The sequence below is a fragment of the Curtobacterium sp. MCSS17_015 genome (assembly GCF_003234265.2).
Taxonomy (GTDB): domain Bacteria; phylum Actinomycetota; class Actinomycetes; order Actinomycetales; family Microbacteriaceae; genus Curtobacterium.
In genome coordinates this window covers 1,210,336-1,229,438 of sequence record NZ_CP126256.1, presented here as the reverse complement: position 1 = coordinate 1,229,438, position 19,103 = coordinate 1,210,336, and the positions used below count along the sequence as shown (strand labels likewise).

The 19,103-nt window shown below is 73.7% G+C and carries 22 protein-coding genes and 1 riboswitch; of the genes, 10 read left to right on the top strand and 12 right to left on the bottom strand.

Features of this window, described 5'->3' with window-relative positions:
* Positions 1-9: 9 nt before the first annotated feature.
* From DEJ18_RS05785 to DEJ18_RS05775, 3 genes are all read right to left on the bottom strand, one after another.
* Entirely contained in the window at positions 10-960 is a 951-nt protein-coding gene (locus tag DEJ18_RS05785) for a DnaJ domain-containing protein (protein ID WP_111210345.1), read from the bottom strand.
* 104 nt (positions 961-1,064) lie between these two features.
* Entirely contained in the window at positions 1,065-1,811 is a 747-nt protein-coding gene (locus DEJ18_RS05780) for a phosphotransferase enzyme family protein (protein ID WP_111210346.1), read from the bottom strand.
* A gap of 128 nt (positions 1,812-1,939) precedes the next feature.
* Positions 1,940-2,881: an NUDIX domain-containing protein gene (locus DEJ18_RS05775; protein WP_111210347.1), complete on the bottom strand. Its 942-nt coding sequence runs from the start codon at positions 2,879-2,881 to the stop codon at positions 1,940-1,942.
* Between the two features lie 67 nt (positions 2,882-2,948).
* Positions 2,949-3,045: riboswitch (TPP riboswitch) on the top strand.
* On the opposite strand from DEJ18_RS05775, the gene thiM reads away from it, so the two are divergent.
* The 3 genes from thiM (at position 3,034) to thiD (ending at position 6,169) form a co-directional block, all read left to right on the top strand.
* A complete protein-coding gene (gene thiM, locus DEJ18_RS05770) occupies positions 3,034-3,906 on the top strand; it encodes a hydroxyethylthiazole kinase (RefSeq protein WP_111210348.1) in 873 nt (290 codons plus the stop codon). Its footprint overlaps the riboswitch before it by 12 nt.
* Positions 3,903-4,595: a thiamine phosphate synthase gene (gene thiE, locus DEJ18_RS05765; protein WP_258376908.1), complete on the top strand. Its 693-nt coding sequence runs from the start codon at positions 3,903-3,905 to the stop codon at positions 4,593-4,595. The genes thiM and thiE overlap by 4 nt, the downstream gene beginning before the upstream one ends.
* Positions 4,592-6,169 (top strand): bifunctional hydroxymethylpyrimidine kinase/phosphomethylpyrimidine kinase, encoded by a 1,578-nt coding sequence (gene thiD / locus DEJ18_RS05760; RefSeq protein WP_258376909.1) that lies wholly within the window; start codon positions 4,592-4,594, stop codon positions 6,167-6,169. The genes thiE and thiD overlap by 4 nt, the downstream gene beginning before the upstream one ends.
* Here thiD and DEJ18_RS05755 read toward each other — a convergent pair.
* From DEJ18_RS05755 to DEJ18_RS05745, 3 genes are all read right to left on the bottom strand, one after another.
* Positions 6,155-6,691: a metallophosphoesterase family protein gene (locus DEJ18_RS05755; protein ID WP_111210349.1), complete on the bottom strand. Its 537-nt coding sequence runs from the start codon at positions 6,689-6,691 to the stop codon at positions 6,155-6,157. The genes thiD and DEJ18_RS05755 overlap by 15 nt on opposite strands.
* Positions 6,688-7,164 (bottom strand): MarR family winged helix-turn-helix transcriptional regulator, encoded by a 477-nt coding sequence (locus DEJ18_RS05750; protein ID WP_111080374.1) that lies wholly within the window; start codon positions 7,162-7,164, stop codon positions 6,688-6,690. The genes DEJ18_RS05755 and DEJ18_RS05750 overlap by 4 nt, the downstream gene beginning before the upstream one ends.
* Before the next feature lie 209 nt (positions 7,165-7,373).
* The gene (locus tag DEJ18_RS05745; protein ID WP_111210350.1) at positions 7,374-7,670 is read right to left on the bottom strand and encodes a GNAT family N-acetyltransferase; all 297 of its coding nucleotides are present in this window, start codon (positions 7,668-7,670) and stop codon (positions 7,374-7,376) included.
* A 101-nt stretch (positions 7,671-7,771) separates the two neighbouring features.
* Between DEJ18_RS05745 and DEJ18_RS05740 the strand changes: the two genes are divergently transcribed.
* Both DEJ18_RS05740 and DEJ18_RS05735 read left to right on the top strand, forming a co-directional pair.
* On the top strand, positions 7,772-8,419 hold the full coding sequence (locus DEJ18_RS05740; protein WP_111210351.1) for an NADPH-dependent F420 reductase: 648 nt from the start codon (positions 7,772-7,774) through the stop codon (positions 8,417-8,419).
* Positions 8,420-8,523: 104 nt separating this feature from the next.
* Complete coding sequence (locus DEJ18_RS05735; RefSeq protein WP_146241541.1) at positions 8,524-10,185, top strand: hypothetical protein; 1,662 nt, start codon at positions 8,524-8,526, stop codon at positions 10,183-10,185.
* Between the two features lie 13 nt (positions 10,186-10,198).
* On the opposite strand, the gene DEJ18_RS05730 is transcribed toward DEJ18_RS05735, so the two are convergent.
* Positions 10,199-11,005 (bottom strand): LysR substrate-binding domain-containing protein, encoded by an 807-nt coding sequence (locus tag DEJ18_RS05730; protein ID WP_502866258.1) that lies wholly within the window; start codon positions 11,003-11,005, stop codon positions 10,199-10,201.
* Positions 11,006-11,128: 123 nt separating this feature from the next.
* Between DEJ18_RS05730 and DEJ18_RS05725 the strand changes: the two genes are divergently transcribed.
* Positions 11,129-12,454 (top strand): MFS transporter, encoded by a 1,326-nt coding sequence (locus DEJ18_RS05725; RefSeq protein ID WP_258376910.1) that lies wholly within the window; start codon positions 11,129-11,131, stop codon positions 12,452-12,454.
* A gap of 140 nt (positions 12,455-12,594) precedes the next feature.
* Here DEJ18_RS05725 and DEJ18_RS05720 read toward each other — a convergent pair whose 3' ends face one another.
* Positions 12,595-13,242, bottom strand: a complete 648-nt coding sequence (locus DEJ18_RS05720) for an NAD(P)-dependent oxidoreductase (RefSeq protein ID WP_111080379.1) — start codon at positions 13,240-13,242, stop codon at positions 12,595-12,597.
* Between the two features lie 113 nt (positions 13,243-13,355).
* Here DEJ18_RS05720 and DEJ18_RS05715 point away from each other — a divergent pair, with 113 nt between their 5' ends.
* Together DEJ18_RS05715 and DEJ18_RS05710 are read left to right on the top strand one after the other, a co-directional pair.
* Positions 13,356-13,721, top strand: coding sequence for a winged helix-turn-helix transcriptional regulator (locus tag DEJ18_RS05715; protein ID WP_111080380.1), 366 nt, complete (start codon positions 13,356-13,358; stop codon positions 13,719-13,721).
* A gap of 49 nt (positions 13,722-13,770) precedes the next feature.
* Complete coding sequence (locus DEJ18_RS05710; RefSeq protein ID WP_111210354.1) at positions 13,771-14,802, top strand: NADPH:quinone reductase; 1,032 nt, start codon at positions 13,771-13,773, stop codon at positions 14,800-14,802.
* A gap of 6 nt (positions 14,803-14,808) precedes the next feature.
* Here DEJ18_RS05710 and DEJ18_RS05705 read toward each other — a convergent pair whose 3' ends face one another.
* Together DEJ18_RS05705 and DEJ18_RS05700 are read right to left on the bottom strand one after the other, a co-directional pair.
* Positions 14,809-15,009 (bottom strand): hypothetical protein, encoded by a 201-nt coding sequence (locus DEJ18_RS05705; protein ID WP_111210355.1) that lies wholly within the window; start codon positions 15,007-15,009, stop codon positions 14,809-14,811.
* A gap of 40 nt (positions 15,010-15,049) precedes the next feature.
* Entirely contained in the window at positions 15,050-15,874 is an 825-nt protein-coding gene (locus DEJ18_RS05700) for a GAF domain-containing protein (protein WP_146241542.1), read from the bottom strand.
* Between the two features lie 159 nt (positions 15,875-16,033).
* Between DEJ18_RS05700 and DEJ18_RS05695 the strand changes: the two genes are divergently transcribed.
* On the top strand, positions 16,034-16,912 hold the full coding sequence (locus DEJ18_RS05695; RefSeq protein WP_111210357.1) for a patatin-like phospholipase family protein: 879 nt from the start codon (positions 16,034-16,036) through the stop codon (positions 16,910-16,912).
* Between the two features lie 21 nt (positions 16,913-16,933).
* Here the strand turns inward: DEJ18_RS05695 and DEJ18_RS05690 are convergent, their stop codons facing one another.
* Positions 16,934-18,127, bottom strand: a complete 1,194-nt coding sequence (locus DEJ18_RS05690) for an acyl-CoA dehydrogenase family protein (protein WP_111210358.1) — start codon at positions 18,125-18,127, stop codon at positions 16,934-16,936.
* Between the two features lie 63 nt (positions 18,128-18,190).
* Between DEJ18_RS05690 and DEJ18_RS05685 the strand changes: the two genes are divergently transcribed.
* Complete coding sequence (locus DEJ18_RS05685) at positions 18,191-18,817, top strand: QsdR family transcriptional regulator (protein WP_181434174.1); 627 nt, start codon at positions 18,191-18,193, stop codon at positions 18,815-18,817.
* Positions 18,818-18,839: 22 nt separating this feature from the next.
* On the opposite strand, the gene DEJ18_RS15980 is transcribed toward DEJ18_RS05685, so the two are convergent.
* Positions 18,840-18,992, bottom strand: coding sequence for a DUF8730 family Cys-rich protein (locus tag DEJ18_RS15980; RefSeq protein WP_502866256.1), 153 nt, complete (start codon positions 18,990-18,992; stop codon positions 18,840-18,842).
* Between the last annotated feature and the right edge of the window lie 111 nt (positions 18,993-19,103).

Genomic DNA, 19,103 nt, shown 5'->3' with positions numbered 1-19,103 from the left:
CCCCGCCGCTCAGACGAACCGGACGGTCTGCTGCAGTCGGTCGCGGATCGCGAAGACGTCGACCGAACCCTCGGGCGACCAGACGCCGGAGAGCACCTGCCCGAGCGCACTCCGGCGGACGATGAACGCCGTGGGCTTCCGGGGCGTGCCGATGAGCTCGACGTCCTCGTCGACGGCGGAGTCCGCCACCACGAGGACCCGGCCGGTGAACCGGACCCTGGTCTGCTTCTGCACGGCACGGGCCGCACGGACCAGTTCCTTGACCGGCCGTTCCCCCGACCCGAGCGTCTCGCCCACGACCTCGCCGTGCTCCACCGTGACCGGGCCACCCCAGTCGATCGACTCGACGGCCCACAGCCCGGTCGGCGTGAGGATCGCGTGGTCGAGCTTGCCCTCGGCCCCGGCGTCGAGGTCGTGCCACACGGTGACGCCGATGCCCATGTCCGCGACGATCGCCGCCGTGGCCTCCTCGGCCAGCGCCTCGCCGAGGAGCCGCCGGACGTGCCGGGGCGCCGAGCGCACGAGCACCGGGTCGTAGGGGTCCTCGATCGGGTCGCCGAGACCGACCCACTCGCGCTCCGCGGCGAGGAAGACCTCGCGCGAGCGCCCGCCGGGATGCCCGTACGACCGGGCCCGCGGGCGGGAGTCGCGACGGGCCGACGGGGGTGCGTAGGCGTCGCGACCGGCGTCGGGCCTCCAGGCGGCGGAGCCCGTCGGGGCGGAGGTCGGCGACGACGTACCCGGCCGGACCGCGCCGGAGTCGTAGGCACGGCGGGCCGCAGGTGTGCCGATGCGCTCCCAGGCCACCTGCACCCGGCGGAACCGCTGCGCGTCCCCACCGAGGTCGGGGTGGCTCTCCCGCGCGGCACGCCGGTAGGCGCGGCGGAGGGTGTCGTCGTCGGCGGTCGCGGGGACCCCGAGGACCTCGTACGGGGTGGCGTCCGCCGGGCTGTCGGTCATGGCCCTGGAACGCTACCCGACGCAGCGTCGGTGTCCGCCGCGAGCGCGCTGGACACGCGCTGAGCCGCCGGGGCCGGACGGGCTCCTGCGGTGCGGGACCGCCCTCAGCGCAGCGCGGCCGTGATCCGGTCCCCGTGCTCCTCGAGCCAGGCGACGTCGGCCCGGTACAGGTCGGCGTGCCCGTGCGCCAGGTCGCTCACGAACTTCGGGTTGCCGGCGGCGGCCTCGGTCTCGAGGGTCGTCACGAGGGCCACCAGTCCGGCGGTGATCGTCTCGACGAGCATGCCGCGTGAACGGTCGTCGAGGCCGTAGGCGCGGCAGAACTCGGCGGCACGGGTGATCCGGTCCTCGAACGCCGGCACGGGTCGACCCTCGTCCGCCCCCGTCGTGAACGGCGCGAACCGGTACACGGCACTGGCGACGTCCCAGACGCGAGGGCCCGGGTGGGCGGTGTCGAAGTCGATCACGCCGACCGCTGCGATGCCGTCGTAGACGACGTTGTACGGGGCGAAGTCGCCGTGCACGACCGTCTCGACCGGCACGCGGGCGGCCTGCGACCAGACGTCGACGGAGTCGTCCAGGGGGAAGCTCGCCGCGGCGTCGTGGAACTGACGGAGGAGCCGCGCACTCGTGACGAGCGCGGCCTCGCTGGCGACGTCCTCGGTCCAGGGGTACTCGCCCGCCACACCCGGCACGAACGACACCGTCTCGAGCGCGTCGCCGAGGGCGATCGGTGCCGGGGCCGCGACGAACCCCTGCTCGTGCAGGTGCGCGAGCAACCGGTGGACCGTCGGGGTCCACGGACCGGCAGGGCGGTGCACCCGGTCGTCGGTCTTGGTGATCCGTTCCATGGGGGAACCTCCTGAGCGTCGTCGTCGACGTGCCCGCAACTGTAGTGGCTGCACCCCTGGCGGTGTCCGGCTGGTGCGGACACCATCCGGAGGACGCGCTCTGGTGCGACGACTCGCGCGCGTGGTCCTCAGGCGGGCAGGAGCTCCCGCAGCCACGAGGGCCCGCGCACGTCGGCACCGACGGCCGTCACCCGCTCGCGGAGCCCCCGGTCCGCGGTCACGACGACGACCGGCCCGTCCCCGGCGACGACGGCGGCCTCGGCCGCGGTGACGATCGCGTCGTCCCCCGCCGCGGGCGCGCGGTGGATGACGACCGTGGGCAGACCCGGGCGGCCGTCGACGTCGGTCGGGGATGCACCGCGGGCCTCCCCCTCGAGCACCACGGTCCACCGCGGCCACCACCTGGCCGGCGGCAGGTCGAGGGCTCCGCCGTCGACCCCGGACGCGGCGAGCGCCGACACCCGGGCGACGAGTCGGGAGGCGGCGCCGGCACGGTCCGCCCACCAGCCGTCCGGGACACTCCCGACGACGTTCGCCGCGTCGACGACGACGTGAGGTGTCCGGTCGAGGGTGGCGCGCAACGCCGGCCACGAGGCGCCGAAGCCGGGGTGGAGCGGCAGGTCCTGGACCTCTGCGACGGGGACCCACGCGAGCGCGAGGCTCTCGCGGTCGGCCACGACCGGCTGGAACGGCCGGGAGGCCCGCCCCACGACGGTCGTGTAGGTCCAGAACCCGAGGTCGAGCACGGCGGTGTGGCGGAGGTCGATGCCGTCCTCCGGGACGCCGGCTTCCTCGGCGGACTCGCGGAGGGCGGCGGTGACCGGGTCCTCGTGCTGGTGGCGGGCGCCGCCGGGGATGCCCCAGGTGCCGCCGTGGTGGCTCCACTCGACGCGGTGCTGCAGGAGCACGCGGCCGTCGCCGTCGTCGACGAGCAGGCCGGCCGCACCGAAGCGACCCCAGGCCTTGGTGCCGTCGGGTCCGATCGCCCAGGCGTCACCGGGGTCGCGCGGCCCGGTCGGGGGTCCGGGTGGCGGTCCCGCCGGGGTCGCGGTCCGTCGTTCGTCGTCCACGGCCCCAGCCTCCCACACCGGTCGTGCACGTGCCCCTGGACGTGGGCGCGGGAGCGTGTACGGTGTCGTCCGAGACACGGGGTGCCGCATCCGAGCGGCTGAGATCACACCCGTCGAACCTGCTCGAGCTCGTACTCGCGAAGGGATCGTCCATGGAGCACGCTGCGCCCACGACCGACTGGGCACACCGCACCGCCGACCTGCTGGAGGCCGTCCGTACCCGGGCGCCGCTGGTGCAGTGCATCACGAACACGGTGGTGCAGAACGTCACCGCGAACGTGTTGCTCGCGCTGGGGGCGTCGGCCGCGATGGTCGACGTGCCGACCGAGGCGGGGCCGTTCGCCGGCGTCGCCGACGGTCTGCTCGTCAACACCGGCACGCCGCACGCCGAGCCGTCGGCCGCGTCGCTCGAGGCCGCTGCCGCAGCCGTCGTCGCCGGGACGCCGTGGGTCCTCGACCCGGTGGCGGTCGGGTCGTTGCCGGTGCGGACGGCCCTGGCACGTGACCTGCTCGCGCTGCGGCCGACGGTGCTGCGCGGGAACGCGTCGGAGGTGCTCGCGGTCCTCGGGGCCTCGGCGGGTGGTCGGGGCGTCGACAGCACGGTGGGCACGGAGGACGCCCGCGACGCCGCGACCGCCGCCGTGGACGCCGGCACCGTCCAGGCGGTGGCGGTGTCCGGCGCGGTGGACCTCCTGGTGGCTCCGGACGGGCTGGTCCGCGTCGCGAACGGGACCGAGCTCCTCACCCGGATCACGGGTGGTGGGTGCGCGCTGGGTGCGGTGGTCGCCGCCTTCGCCGCGGTGGCCCCCGGCCGCCCGCTCGACGCGGCGGTCGCCGCGACGGCGGTGCACACGATCGCCGCGGAGCTCGCCGCGCGGGACGCCGGCGGCCCCGGCACCTTCCAGCCGCTGTTCCTCGACCGGCTCGCGTCACTGACGCCGGAGGACGTGGTCCGGGAGGCCCGGATCACCGCCCACGGTCCGGCCACCACGGCCGCTGCCGCGACGAGCGGACCGACGTCGTGAGCACGCCCGACACCGCTGCTGCGACCTCCGGGAGCGCCGGCCTGGGCGTCTACCTGGTCACCGACACCGCCATGGCCGAGCGGCACGGGCACGGGGTCGTCGGTGTCGTGCGGGCTGCCGTGGGAGCGGGGGTGCGGATCGTGCAGGTGCGGGACAAGACGGCGTCGGCGCGGGACCTCCTCGCGCTGACGGCCGCGGTTGCCGACGCGGTGGGCGACCGTGCCCTCGTCGTCGTGGACGACCGGCTCGACGTGGCGTTGGCGGCCCGGCACGCGGGTCACCGGGTGGCCGGGGTGCACCTCGGCCAGTCGGACGTCCCGGCGAGCGCCGCCAGGGCACTGCTCGGTCCGGACGGCCACGTGGGGTTGACGGCGAACACGACCGAGCACCTGGTGGCGGTCGCGGCCCTGCCGACCGGGACGGTGGACCTGCTCGGTGTCGGGGTCGTGCACCCGACGAGCACGAAAGCGGACCACCCGCCGGCGCTCGGCGTGGACGGGTTCGCTCGGATCGCGGTGACGACGACCGTCCCGTGCGTCGGCATCGGCGGTGTCGGGTTGGCTGACGTCGGACCGCTGCGGGACGCCGGGGCCGCGGGGGTGGCGGTCGTGTCGGGGATCTGCGCGGCGCCGGACCCGGCGGCTGCTGCTGCGGCGTTCGTCGCTGCGTGGGACGGAGCGGGGCGATGACCGCGGGGACGGTCACCACGGCGGGTCCGTCGCCGATGCCGCGGGTGCCGCGGGTGCTCAGCATCGCCGGCACGGACCCGACCGGTGGGGCGGGCATCCAGGCGGACCTCAAGTCGATCGCCGCGCACGACGGGTACGGCATGGCGGTGGTCACGGCCCTGGTCGCGCAGAACACCCGCGGCGTGCGGTCCGTGCACGTCCCCGACTCGGCGTTCCTGGGCGAGCAGCTCGACGCGGTGTGGGACGACGTCACGGTCGACGCGGTGAAGACCGGCATGCTCGGCACCGCCGAGGTCGTCCGGGTCGTCGTCGACGGGTTGCGACGGCACCGGCCGCGGTGGCTGGTCGTCGACCCCGTGATGGTGGCGACGAGCGGGGACCGCCTGCTCGACCGTGACGCCGAGGCGGCGATGGTGGACCTCTTCGCCCTCGCTGACCTCGTCACCCCGAACCGCGACGAACTGCGGGTCCTCGCCGACCTCGCCGGGTCCGACGCCACCGACCCCCTCGACGCGGCCCTGGCGGTCGCCCGGCACTTCGACGTCCGGGTCCTCGCGAAGGGCGGACACGACGGCGGTCCCACGTCGGACGACGCCCTGGTCACGCCGGACGGCTCCGTGCGGGTGTTCACCGGGCCACGGGTGGCGACGGAGAACACGCACGGGACGGGCTGCTCGCTCTCGAGTGCGATCGCGACGACCGTGGCCCGGCACGGGGACTGGGAGCTCGCCGTCGGCACCGCCAAGACGTGGCTCACCGCGGCACTCCTCGGGGCGGACGCGCTCGCGGTCGGACAGGGTCACGGACCCGTCGACCACAACGCCGTCGTGCGTGCTGCACTGCCGACGCCGCGGGTGACCGACGTGTGGTGGACCGATGCCACGGCGGTGCTCGACGACACCCTCGCGTGCACGTTCCTCCGGGGCCTCGCCGACGGCACGCTCGACGCCGAGGTCTTCGCCGGGTACCTCGCGCAGGACGTGCACTACCTCCGCGCGTACGAGCAGCACCTCCGGGCGGTCGCAGCGGGGTCGACGGGTGACGCCGCGGCGTTCTGGACCTCGGCGAGCGAGGGCTGCGCGGACGAGGCCCGCGACCTGCACCACCGCCGGTTGGCCGGCTCGCACGCCGACGACCCGGTGCACCCGGTCTGCGCCGGCTACCTCGCTCACCTGTCGTCGGCCGCCGACGAGGCCGCTCGGACGGGTGACGTCTCGGTGCTCGCCGCCGCCGTGCTGCCCTGCTTCCGGGTGTACGCGTGGGTCGGGGAACGGCTCGGCACGGCGCCGGTCGGGCATCCGTTCGCGGACTGGATCACGGCGTACGGGGATCCGGCATTCGCGACGTCGAGTGCGCGGGCGACCGACCTCGTCGAGGAGCTCGCGGCACGAGCGGACCCGGAACTGCGCGGGCGGATGGCCCGCGCCTTCCGGGAGTCGGTCGCGCAGGAGCTCGCGTTCTTCCGCATGCCCGAGCAGTTCACCGGTCCCCTGCCCGACGGAGGCGGGGCGGGCCTCCCGGCCGGTGCGCCCCTTCCGGGTCCGACCGCGGGTGCGGGGTCAGGCCGGGTGTGAGCGGGCGGTGCGGACCCCGTCCGCACCGGGCCCGCGCCGCACGAGGGTGACCTGCACGTCGGTGCCGTCCACCGAGCAGCGCATCCACGTGTGGTCCGGTTGACGACGACGGTCGGTGGGCGACCCTGGGTTGAGCAGGCGCATGCCGTTCGCTGCTGTCGAGTCCCACGGGATGTGCGAGTGCCCGAACACGAGCACGTCGACGTCCGGGTGGTCGACGACCGCTCGTCGTTCGCGTCCCGTCGCCGCGCCGGTCTCGTGCACGACCGCGAACCGCAGCCCCTCGACGCGGCGGGAGGCGACGAGCGGCAGCCGGTCCTCGAACCCGACGTCGTTGTTCCCCCGCACCGCGAGGAGGTCACGGGACCGGGCCGCCAGGAGGTCGACCGTCGCCAGGTCCACCCAGTCCCCCGCGTGCACGACGAGGTCGGCGGCGTCGATGTCCGCCCAGAGTTCCGGTGGCAGGTCCTTCGCCCGCTTCGGCAGGTGCGTGTCGGACAGCAGGACGAGCGAGGTGGTCACGGCTCGGTCGATCTGGCCGGCATCGGCAGCTCGGCCTCGTCCGCGGCACCGAGCCGCTCGAGCATCCCGGCGAGCAGCGCGACGTCGTCGTCGGACCAGTCGGCCAACCGCTCCACCAGGGCGTCGCGGTGGAGCTGGACGGATCGGTCGAGGGCCTGGCGGCCGGCATCGGTCGCCTCGAGCGGCTTGGCGTTGCCGGTGCCGCCGTCGACGGTGCGGACGAGCCCGGCGGCGAGGAGCCCGGACAACTGGCGCGAGATGGTCGACCGGTTCAGACGCAGGTACCGGGCGATGTCGATGGCCATGCACCCCGGGTGCTGCACCACGAAGTCGACCAGGGACTGGTCGACGACACTCAGCACGTCCGCGGTCCCGCGGGCCCGGACACTCGCGCGTCGGGTGATGCGGGAGAGCTCGGTGTACGCCCGTCCGATGTCCGCTTCGCGGATCCCCGGGCCCCTCGGGTCGGCCATGGTGTTCCAGTCTGTCGTCCGGCCGTCGGCCGGTGGCGGGTCGCCCCGGTACGGAGCGCGGTGCTGCGTCGGCGGTCCCCCGCGTCGGTGTCGCGAGGGCCCCTCCGCCGACGGTGTCGACCCCACGATAACGACGGTCCCCCGGAACGGGGACCGGTGTGACGGGACGAGCCCGGACCTCCGTGCGGCGGTCCCTGCCGGTCTCGGCCTCAGTCCGCGACGCCGCGGCTGAGCAGGTCGACCTTGTCGGGGTGCTCGTCGAACCACTGGCTGACGAACCAGCACATCGGGACGATGCGCTTCGTGGACGTCGTCTCGACGTCCGTGACGGCGTGCTCCACGAGCTCACCGGCGTACCCGTGCCCGCGGTGCGCCGGGACCGTGTACGTGTGCGGGAAGGCGATCGCGTCACCGTTCACGCGGTAGTCGAGGACGCTCACGAGCGCCCCGTCGACGTACATCGCGTAGCGGTCGCGCTCGGCCTCGTTCCGGAACTCGTGTGTCATGGCGCCATCCTGCACCGCGCACGCACGGCCGGTCATGCGTCGGTCCCGAAGGCGTGGCGGTGCGCGTGGAATGACCGGTGCGCGAGCGTGTTGCACCCCTCATGACCACCATCGGAATCATCGGAGCAGGCAACATCGGATCCCAGCTCGCACGCCTCGCGGTGCAGCACGGCCACCAGGTCGTGATCGCGAACTCACGGGGACCGGAGACGCTGACGGACCTCGTGGCGGAGCTCGGCGAGCACGCCACCGCCGGCACCCGCGAGGACGCGGCCGCGCAGGGTGAGATCGTCGTCGTGACGGTGCCGCTCGGTGCCGTCGAGACGATCCCGGTCGAGCCGCTCGTCGGCAAGGTCGTCATCGACACGGACAACTACTACCCGCAGCGCGACGGGCACATCGCGGCCCTCGACGACGAGACGACCACCACGGCCGAGATGCTGCAGGAGCGCCTGGTCGGCGCGCACGTCGTCAAGGCCTTCAACCACATCGTCGCCGCCGACCTCACCACGGACGGCGCCGCCCGCGGCACCGAGGGCCGCCGCGCCCTCGTCGTGGCCGGTGACGACGAGGGCGCCAAGCGCACGGTCGCGGACCTCATCGACGAGTTCGGGTTCGACACCGTCGACGCCGGTCCGCTCGCCGAGGGGTGGCGCATCCAGCGCGACACCCCGGGCTACGGCGTGCGCATGACCGCGGACGAGCTGCGTGACGCCCTCGCCGCCGCGAAGCGGTACCGCGACATGTGACGGTCCTGCACCGACCGTTCCACCCCCTCTGACTGGGGCGTTCGGCCGCTGGTCCCTCCCGGTAGAACTGACACTGGATCGATCCAGGGAGAGGAACAGCGGCCGTGGCGTCTCATCGCATGCCCGAGTCCGAGCGACCCCGTCGCGCGGTGCCCGCCTGGGTGACCGCGCCCCCGGAGGACGCCGGTGCACCTGCCCCGAGCAGCGTCGTCCCCGCGGTCGTCGTCGCCGACCGCGCCGGTGCCGATCCGGTCACCGACCGCACCCGGCCCGGTGCCGAGGCGGCGCCGGTCCTGGAGGCACGCCCCACTGCCGCCCCGCCGGTCCTCGACCCGGACGCGGTCGTCCCCGACTTCCCGCCGACACCGGAACTGCTGCCGCCGGCTCCGACGTCGCCCAACGTCGACACGGTCCCCTTCTCGGCGCTCGCCAGTGCTCGCGCGGTCGTCGCGGGTCCCGGCCCGGCCGATGGCTCCGGTGTGCAGGTCGCCGGTGACCGGGGGGAGGCCGGGAACGCCGACAGCACGCGCGCCGCCGGGCGACACGGGGCTGCCCGGGTCGCCTCGGGCGATCGACAGGACGTCGCTGCCGGCAGCGGGATGGCCCTGCCGGTCGCACCCGTCCTCGGTGGTGCCCACGCTGCCCACACGCGCTCGACCGCCCGCGCGCCGGGCACCCACGAGGTCCAGCCCGCCACGCCCACCTCGCTGCCGACCGCTCCGCACGGGCTGCTCCCGAGCGGCTCACTCCCCGCCGGGTCACCGCTGCCCACCGTCGGCAGCGACCAGGGCACTGCGGCGGGAGCGACCACCGTCGGCACTCGGGCAGCCGGCAGCGCACCGGCCCCGGCCATGCCGCCGGCACCCGTGCTCCCCGTGGTGCCCGCGCCCGGTCAGCCGCGGTTCTCGGTGCCCGGACTCGAACACGTCGTCGTCGAGGGTGTCGAGCCCGAGCCCGTCGGACCCATCGGGTACCGCACTCCGGCCCGCTTCGCCCGACAGCAGGCACGTGTCGTCCCGCCCGCGGTCACCGCACCGCCGACGTTCGACGCCGTGCTCGCCAGCCCGGCACAGAGCACCGCAGCCCGGTTCCCCGGTCCGGCGGCCGAGGCGCAGCCCGTCACCGCGCCGGTCGTCCCCGCGGTCACGCGCGCCCTCCCGGCCGTCACGCCGACCCAGGACATCGCGACGGAGACCGTGGCGTCCGACGGTGCGGCGACGCACCTCCCGACCCCTGCCCGCGAGCACCGGAACGCTGCCCGTGGCCGCGCCACGAGCAGCCGACGTCCCTTCCTGCCTCGGCGACCGACGGCCCCGCCCGCCAAGACGCGCTCCACCGCGGTTCCCCTCGCCGGGACGACGACGCCGGAACACGCCCCGACGGCGGCGCCCGTGTCGGAAGCCACCACAGGCCGACCAGCCAGCACGGCTCGCTCCGCCGCGCGCGCGGGACGTCCGCTCGGGTCGACGCCGGGTGCCGTGCTCGGCGCCCTGGCCGGTCTCGGCACGCTCGGCCTGGCCGCCTGGTGGTTCACCGCCACCGCGACCGTGCACGCCGTCGGTGTCCTGCTCGGCGTGATCGCGGTCGTGGTGTCCTCGATGGCGATGCGGAATCCGGCGTCGACCTGGCAGAGGCCGGTCGCGCTCCTCGGCACCGTGCTCGGCGCGGTCGGCGCGCTCGTGCTGCTCTGGGCGGCCGCATCCGCGCTCGGTGCGCCGCTACCGGACCTGACCGGCACGGGAACCACGCCGACGATCGTGCCCTGAGTCCACTCCGGGCTCACCCCCTCACACGGCACGGACGACGCCGCGCGACAGGATCGCGTTCGTCAGCGCCTCGATCGGCTCGCGCTGCACGGTCGGGTTCGCGATGAGGACGTAGTCGACCGCCGGCAGGTCCGGCAGCGACGCCGATGCCGGCACGGACCGCGGCGAGCACCCCGTTGACGTCGCGGGTGTTGCAGGTGATCCGCCAGGTGCGGCCCCCGGCCTCGAGGGCGTCGATGGCCATCTGTCGGCTGATGCTCGGCGCCTGGTACGCGATCAACGGCACCGGGTCATCGACCTCGAGCGCGATGCCGTCCTGGGCCATCCACACCATCTGGTCCGACGCGACCCGGGTGCCCTCGGCGGACTCCCCCGCCGTCCGCTTGATGAAGACGAGGTCGAGCTGCCCCGCGTGCACCCGTCGGAGCAGCGGTGCGGACTGGTTCACCGTCAGCTCGAGGTCCACCTGCGGGTGCAGCTTCCGGAAGTCGCGGAGGATGCGCGGCAGCTGCGTGATCGCGAGGTCGTCGGCCGCGCCGAACCGGAGACGCCCGCGAGCGGCCACCCCGGAGAAGTAGGCGTCCGCGGTCGCGTGCGCCGCCAGGATCGTCCTGGCGAACCCCGCCATCGCGTCGCCGTTGTCGGTCAGGCGCACGCCGCGGGTGTCCCGGGCGACGAGGGTCCGGGCGACCGCGGACTCGAGCCGGCGCACGTGTTGCGAGACCGTCGGTTGGCTGATGCCGAGACGGACACCGGCCTGCGTGAAGCTGCTCGTCTCGGCGACGGCGAGGAAGGTCCGGAGCAGGACGGGATCGAGCACAGCGGGCCCTTCATTCGACATCGCAATGGAGTGATGCCGATCATAGGAGGATCGAATGGGTTCGGAACGGTTAGTTTCGATCGGGTACCGTTCCCGCCCTCGACAGCCGGAGTCCCCCACACCGTGCGTCCGTCCCCGACGACCGTCCACCCGCCCACCGAGCCGCTCCCGATCAGCACGACCCGCCCTCCGTGGCGACGCTCCTTCATCGCGCTGTCGGTGCCGAACTTCCGGCTCTTCACCGCCACCAACCTGGTGGCGATGACCGCCGGGTGGATGCAGCGGATCGCCCAGGACTGGCTCGTGCTGCAGCTCACCAGCTCGGTCGCGCAGGTCGGCATCACGGTCGCGTGCCAGTTCGCCCCGATGCTGCTGTTCGGGCTCCTCGGCGGGGTCTTCGTCGACCGGTACTCGAAGCGCGCGCTGATGATGATCACGCAGGGCGCCTTCGCGGTCCTCTCCCTGCTCCTCGCCGTCCTCACCCTGGCCGGGGTGGTGGAGGCGTGGCACATCTGGGTGATCGCGTTCCTGGTCGGCATGGTCACCGTGATCGACAACCCGGCGCGGCAGGTGTTCGTCACCGAGATCGTCGGGCACCAGCACCTCCGCAACGCGATCAGCGTCAACTCGTCGGTGTTCCAGCTCGGCGGGATGATCGGTCCGGCGCTGTCCGGGATCCTGCTCGTCGCCGTCGGGGCCGGGTGGTCGTTCGGCATCAACGCCGTCGCCTGTGTCGCGGTGGTCGTGACGCTCGGGTTCCTCCGCGTCTCCGAACTCCACCGCACACCGCCGGCCGCCCGGGCGAAGGGGCAGCTCGTCGAGGGGCTGCGGTACGCCGCGGCCAAGCCGACGATCATCGTGCCCGTCGTCCTGCTCGCGTTCTTCTCCGTCTTCGCGCTGACGATGCCGGTGCTGCTGTCCGCCTTCGCGTCCGACGTGTACGGAGTCGGTGCCGGCGGCTACGGCCTGTTCAACTCCGCCGTCGCGGTGGGCGCGCTGACCGGCGCGGTCCTCTCCACCCGTCGCGCGGTGGTGCGCCTGCGCACCATCGTCGGCGGGGTGTTCTGGACCGGGCTGTTGCTCGTGGTCGCCGGGTCGGCGCCGACCATCGCGCCGTTCACCGTCCTGCTCGTCGTGGTCGGCCTGTCGCAGCTGCTCTTCATGACGGCGTCGAACTCGCTCGTCCAGCTGTCGTCGAACGTCGCGATCCGCGGGCGGGTCATGTCGTTGTACGTCCTCGTACTGCTCGGCGGCCAGGCCGTCGGTGGTCCGGTGATGGGCCAGGTCGTCGACCACTTCGGCGCGCACGTCGGGATGGTGGTCGCCGGTGGCGTGCCGGCCGCGGCGGCCGCGGTGATCGCCCTCGTCCTGGCCCGGCGAGGCGGCCTGCACCTCGAAGTGCGGATGCGCCACCACCTGCCGCTGCCGGCCATCGTCGGCGACCGCTGACCGCGGACGGTGCGCCCCCCCCCCACGCCGCCGGTACCGGACCGACGCGCCAGCGGCGGGGCGGCCGTGACGGACGGGAGGCCCGTGACCAGCCGGTCACGGGCCTCCCGTCCGTCCCGTGGTGACGCGAGTGCCTGCGCTCAGTAGGCGACGCCGAACCGCGCCTGGTGGTGCTTCGGCTCCTCGATCTCGTCGACGACCGCGATCGCATAGTCGGCGCCCGAGATGTCCGAGTTGCCGTCGGCGTCGGTGAGGAGGACGTCGTCCGAGGTGCGGTACGTGCCGCGACGCTCGCCCGGGTTGTAGCTGCCGAAGGCGGCGGCGGGGCTGACGTAGAACCAGTCGACGTCGGTGCCACCGGCGCGGAGGGACTCGAGGACCTGACCGTGGCTCTTCGCCTCGCCCTTGAACGCGTCGGGGAACTCGGCCGTGTCGTAGAGGGCCGGGCCGCCCTCGGCGACGAGGAGCGAGCCGGCACCGCCGACGATGCCGAGGCGCGCACCGGCAGCGGCCGCGGCGTCGACGAAGTGCTGGAACCGGTCCTTCAACTCGGTACCGTCCGACTGGACCGCGTGCAGGGCGACGATGACGACGTCGGCGTCCTTCGTGACGTCCGAGACGAAGCCGGCGTCGAACGCGTCGCCCTGGGCGAGGGTGAGGTGCTCGGCCGCGTCGAGCTTGGAGGTGTCACGCGCGACGGCGATGACCTCGTGGCCGCGGGAGAGGGCTTCACGGACAATGGCGGAGCCGGCGTAGCCGGTACCCCCGAAGACGACGATGGTGGACATACGAGCTCCTTCGTGGTGGTGGTGCCGACGCGATCGCGCGCCGTGTCACTCACTGTACGGGTGTTACTCTCTTTCGGTGAGTAGGCACCTCGCGGTGCGTGACGGAGGTCCGGATGAGTGCGCTCGAGTACAGCCCCTACGCGGCGGACTGCCCCTCGCGGCAGCTCCTCGACCGGATCGGGGACCGCTGGAGCGTCCTGACGATCGGTGCCCTCGCCGACGGACCGCGACGGTACTCCGCGATCGCGACGCGGGTGCAGGGTGTGTCGCAGAAGATGCTCACGCAGACGCTCCGGGCCCTCGAGCGTGACGGCTTCGTCACCCGGACGGTCTTCCCCGAGATCCCGCCGCACGTCGAGTACGAGCTCACCGACGTCGGCAGGTCCCTGCGCGCGGTGCTCGTGCCGCTCGAACAGTGGGCGATCGACCACATGGACGGGGTCGCCGAGGCACGCACGGGGTACGACTCCCGCTCCTGACCGCACCCGGTCTGGAATCGTCGCCGACCGCGGGTGGTTGCGTGGAGGCATGCGATCCATCGTCTACTCCCAGCCCGGAACGTCCGCCGTCCTCTCCCTCGCCGACCGTCCTGTCCCCGAGCCCGGCGCCGGTGAGGTCCGCGTCCGCGTCGTCGTCTCCGGGGTGAACCCCACTGACTGGAAGGCCCGGCAGGGCGGCACGTACGGCGACGGTCTGCCGTTCCCGGAGATCACGCCGAACCAGGACGGCGCCGGCGTGGTCGATGCAGTCGGCGACGGCGTCGAGGGTCTGTCCGTCGGCGACCGCGTCTGGCTGTTCATGGCCGCCGCGTCCCGCCCGACCGGCACCGCGCAGGAGTTCACCGCCGTGCCCGCCGCCCGCGTCGTCCCGCTGCCCGAGGGCGTCTCGTTCGACGTCGGTGCCAGCCTGGGCGTCCCGGCGATGACCGCACACCGTGCCCTCACCGTGCACGAGGACGGCCCCACCCGCCTGTCCCCCGGCTCCCTGTCCGGCAAGACCGTGCTCGTCGCCGGCGGCGCGGGGGCCGTCGGACACGCCGCGATCCAGCTCGCCCGCTGGGCCGGCGCGACCGTCATCGCGACGGTCAGCTCGGACGACAAGGCAGCCCTCGCCACCGCTGCCGGCGCGCACCACACCGTGAACTACCGCGAGGACGGCGCGTCCGACCGCATCCGGTCGATCGCCCCGGACGGCGTGGACATCGTCGTCGAGGTCTCGATCCCCGCGAACGCCGACCTCGACGCCGCGGTCCTGGCGAACCACGGTGTCGTCTCGATGTACGCGGACAACGGCGGCGACGCGGCCTCGATCCCGGTCCGGCCGAACATGGGCATCAACGCGCGCTACCAGTTCCTGCTGCTGTACACGATCGGCGACGCCGCCCTCGCAGCGGCGGCCGAGGACATCACGGCTGCGCTGCGGGACGGGGTGCTGGCAGTGGGCGAGGACGCCGGGCTCGCACTGATCCGCTTCCCGCTCGAGGAGACCGCGGCGGCCCACGACGCGGTGCAGGGCGACGCGGTCGGCAAGGTGCTCATCGACGTGCAGTCGGTGGAGTAGGACGGGTCAGCGCGGCCGGTGCCCACCGGTCGCGCGCCCGCCCGTCGCACGAGCGAGCCGCGTCCGTGCGGCAGCGACGGCACGTTGCAGGTTGGCTGCGACGACGCGCGGGTCGTCGTAGTCCCGGTCGTCGCCGCCGACGGATCGCGGCGGCGTCACCCGAGCGCGGCCGAACCCGGCAGCGCCCGACGGACTGATGCTCGTCATGGCGTCATGCTACGTCTCGGCCCCGACACGAGGACGCTGCTCACCGGACGGGTTCCGTGCCAGCCGCCGACACCGGGTCCAGCACCGGTGGGAAGGCGAGCACACAGGCGGTCGCGACGAACTCCGCGATGACGGCGACGTTCCGCACGTCGAGGTCGACGAACGCGTCCGGCGCCGGACTGTCGACGGTGAGCATGCCGAACGAGTAGTCCTCCGACCGCACCACGACCGCGACGTAGGAGCGCCAGCGCGGCTCGAACTCGGGATCGTCGTCCTCGGCGTCGACGTCGGACTCACGGTCACCGACGACCCGCGGCGGACCGCCCTGCAGCACCCATTCCAGGTTCCGGTCGCCGTACGGGGTGCCCGCACGGAAGGTCCCGGCGGTGTCGCCGGCGCCACCGTGCCCGATCGGTTCGAGGGCGTCCAGCGCCGGTGCGAGCAGGTACACGTTCGCCCGGACGTCGGGGACGTGCGGCAGCAGGTAGAAGGCCAGGGCCGCGGCCGCCCGGTCCGCGAACGCGCTCAGCTCGGTCCGTCGGACGACCGGGTCGTGCCCGGCGAACCGCGCCAACCGCGTGGCGATCTGCCCGAAGCCGTACTGCACGGCGACCTCGTACGCGGCGAGCGCAGCCGCACCGGTCTCCTCGGCGGAGGCACGGGCCCGTGCAGCGTGTCGGGCCCGGAGGACCTGCCAGAGGACGACGGCGACGAACACCACGAGGCCCGAGACGACGAGCCAGGCGCGGCCGACCGGCACGCCGACCAGGTTCGGCAGTTGGAAGACCGCCGTCGGCAGCGCCGCCGCGACGATCGGCAGCGCCACGTCGCCGGCGCGCCCTCGCCGTCCGTTCCCCTGTCCCACACGAGCACGGTACGGCCGACCACCGACGACCGAACACCGACGACCGGAACGGTCGGGAGGCGCGTGGCGGTGTTGGTCCGCGCCTCCCGTCCGTCGCGTGACGGGGCCGGCAGGACCGACACGGTGCCCGCTCATCGGTGGGCTTGGTATGCAGGAGGCATGACCGACGTCGCAACGCCCCCTCCCACGCCCGGAACCAGAGCAGTCGTCCTCGGAGGGGGTGGTGTCGCCGGCATCGCCTGGGAGCTCGGCGTCCTCTCCGCCCTCGAGGACGCGGGGGCCGACCTCGGGGCCGCGGACCTCGTGGTCGGCACGAGCGCCGGCAGCGTCGTCGGGGCCTTCCTCCGCGCCGGAGGGGTCCGCGGGGCCTACGAGCAGCAACTGAGCCCGCTCCCGACCACCTACGAGGAGCCCGCACCCGTCGACGTCACCGCGGTCGAGCAGCGGTTCGCCGCCGCACTGCAGGGTGCCACCTCGGAGCAGGACGCCCGGGCACGCATCGGCGCCGCCGCGCAGGAGGTCACCGGCGGACAGAGCGACGACGAGCGCGTGGCCACCTTCCGCGAGACGCTGCCCACGGCCGAGTGGCCGGACCGCCCGTACGCGGTGACCGCGGTCGACGCCGTCGACGGCTCCTTCCGCGTCCTCCGCGCCGAGGACGGCGTCCCGCTCGAGCGGGCCGTCGCCGCGAGCTGCTCGGTACCGATGGTGTGGTCACCGGTGCGCATCGACGGGCACCCGTACGTCGACGGCGGAGCCAGGTCGGCGACCAACGCGGACGTGGCGGCCGGGTACGAGCGCGTGCTAGTGATCGCCTGCAGCCCCGAGGGACCGTCCCCGCTCGGGCCGTGGCTCGACCGGGCCGTGGCGACGCTGCGCGACGGCGGCTCGCAGGTGGAGGTCCTCGTCGCCGACGAGGCGTCGCAGCGGGCCTTCGGCACGAACTCGCTGGCGCTGTCCACGCAGCGACCCGCCGCGGAGGCCGGGCGTGCGCAGGCGGAGCGGGTCGCTGACCGGATCGTCGCGTTCTGGCGCTGAGCCGACCCGGCGGGGATCAGCTCAGACGAACGCCGCCTGACCGGTGACGGCGCGCCCGACGATGAGCGTGTTGACCTCCCGCGTCCCCTCGTACGAGTAGATCGCTTCGGCGTCGGCGAAGAACCGGGCGACGCCCTTGTCGAGGACGATGCCGTTGCCGCCCTGGACCTCGCGGCACCAGCCGACGGTCTCGCGCATCTTCGCCGTGGCGAACGCCTTTGCCATCGCCGAGTGCTCGTCGCCGCCGAGGCCCTGGTCCTGCAGCGCGGACGCCTGGGTGCACAGGGCGATCGACGCGGTGATGTTCATGAGGGACTTCACGAGCAGGTCCTGGATGAGCTGGTGCGACGCGATCGGCTTGCCGAACTGCTCCCGCTCCCGGGCATACCGCAGGGCGGCCTCGTAGGCACCGACCGAGATGCCGACGGCCTGCCACGCGACCTCGGTGCGGGTCAGGCGGAGCACCGCAGCCGTGGACCGGAACGAGTCGGCGCGCTGCAGACGACGCGACTCCGGCACGCGGACGTCCTGGAGCGTGATGTCGGCGTTCTGCACGGACCGGAGCGCGATCTTGTCCTCGATCTTCGTCGCGGTGAACCCCGCGGTGTCGGAGGTCACGAGGAAGCCCTTGACCTGGCCGTCGGCTTCGTCCTTCGCCCAGATGACGACGACGTCGGCGAAGGTGGCGTTGCCGATCCAGCGCTTCGAGCCGTTGAGCACCCAGGTGTCACCCTCGCGCCGGGCGGTGGTGCGGAGGCCGCGGGCGGAGTCGCTGCCGGAGAGCGGCTCAGTGAGCCCGAACGCCCCGACGAGTTCGCCGGACGCCATGCGCGGCAGCCACTCGCGCTGCTGCTCGTCGCTGCCCGCGACCGCGACCGAGTTCATCGCCAGGCCGGACTGCACGCCGATGAAGGTCGCGACGCCGGCGTCGACCCGACCGAGTTCGAGCGCCGCCCAGCCGCGGTACACCGCGGAGTTCTCGAACTGACGCACGAGCGGCACGCCGGGCCCGTACATGCCGAGCTCGGCGAGCGGTGCGATGACCTGCTTCGGGAACTCGGCGCGGGCCCAGTACTCGTCCGCGATCGGCGCGACGTCGCGCTCGAGGTACTCGCGGAGCCTACCGAGCGAGTCGCGCTCCTGGTCGGTCAGCTGCTCCTGGAACCGGTAGAAGTCGGATTCCAGCAGGGGCGTCCGCGCAGCCGTCGTTGACATGGATCCAACGATGCATCATTCTCAGAAACGTTGCAAGACGCTGACGACGACTTGGGGGCAACCGTGAGCAGACAGCCACTCGGTGCCCTCGGGTCGGCGCTCGTCCCGAGCGCGCTCGCCACCCGCCTGGAGGCCCATCCCGACGCCCGACGTGCCTTCCGCGCCGCCCGCCACAGCTTCATCGACGGCGCCCGCGTCGACATGGGAGCGCTCGCGTCGTCGCTCGGGGTCGACCGGACCTCGTTGTTCCGCTGGGTCGGCAACCGCGACCAGCTCCTGTCCGAGATCCTCTGGTCGCTGGCCGTCCCGACGCTCGACGCCGCCGGCCGAGCAGCTGCACCGTCGGGAGCGGCACGGATCGTCGACGTCCTCGACCACTTCACCGCGGACCTCATCCGGGCGCCGTACTTCCGCGCGTTCCTGACCCGCGAGCCGGCCCGGGCACTGCGACTCCTGACGACGACCGACAGCGACGTGCAGCGCCGGTTCGTCGCCGTGGTCTCGACCCTGGTCGCCACCGAGCAGGAGTCGGGGGCATTCGACCCGTCGCCGCTCTCCCCCGAGGAACTCGGTCGACTGCTCGTCCGCGTCTCGGAGTCGTTCACCTACGCGGACCTGATCTCGGGTGACATCCCCGACTCCGAGCGGGCACGCACGACGTTCGAGTACATCCTGCGCCCTGCACGGTGACGGCCAGTGGTGAGCCAGCAGCTCAGTGGAACCCGTCCCCGTCGACCGAACGCGGCACCCCGTGGCCCGGACAGCGGTCACGACGGCGGACGCCACGGAGGACCTCGCGGACGTGCTCTCCGCACCCGGTCCACGTCGCCTTCCCACACACCAGGCACTGCACCGACTCACACATGCACCCGTTCTACCGACGCCTCGCCGAGGGCGGACCCGGAGAGCGTCGACCGGCTGCTCCCTGCCTCCGCCGGGCCCTTCCCACGGCACGCACCGCGGAACGGACACAGCA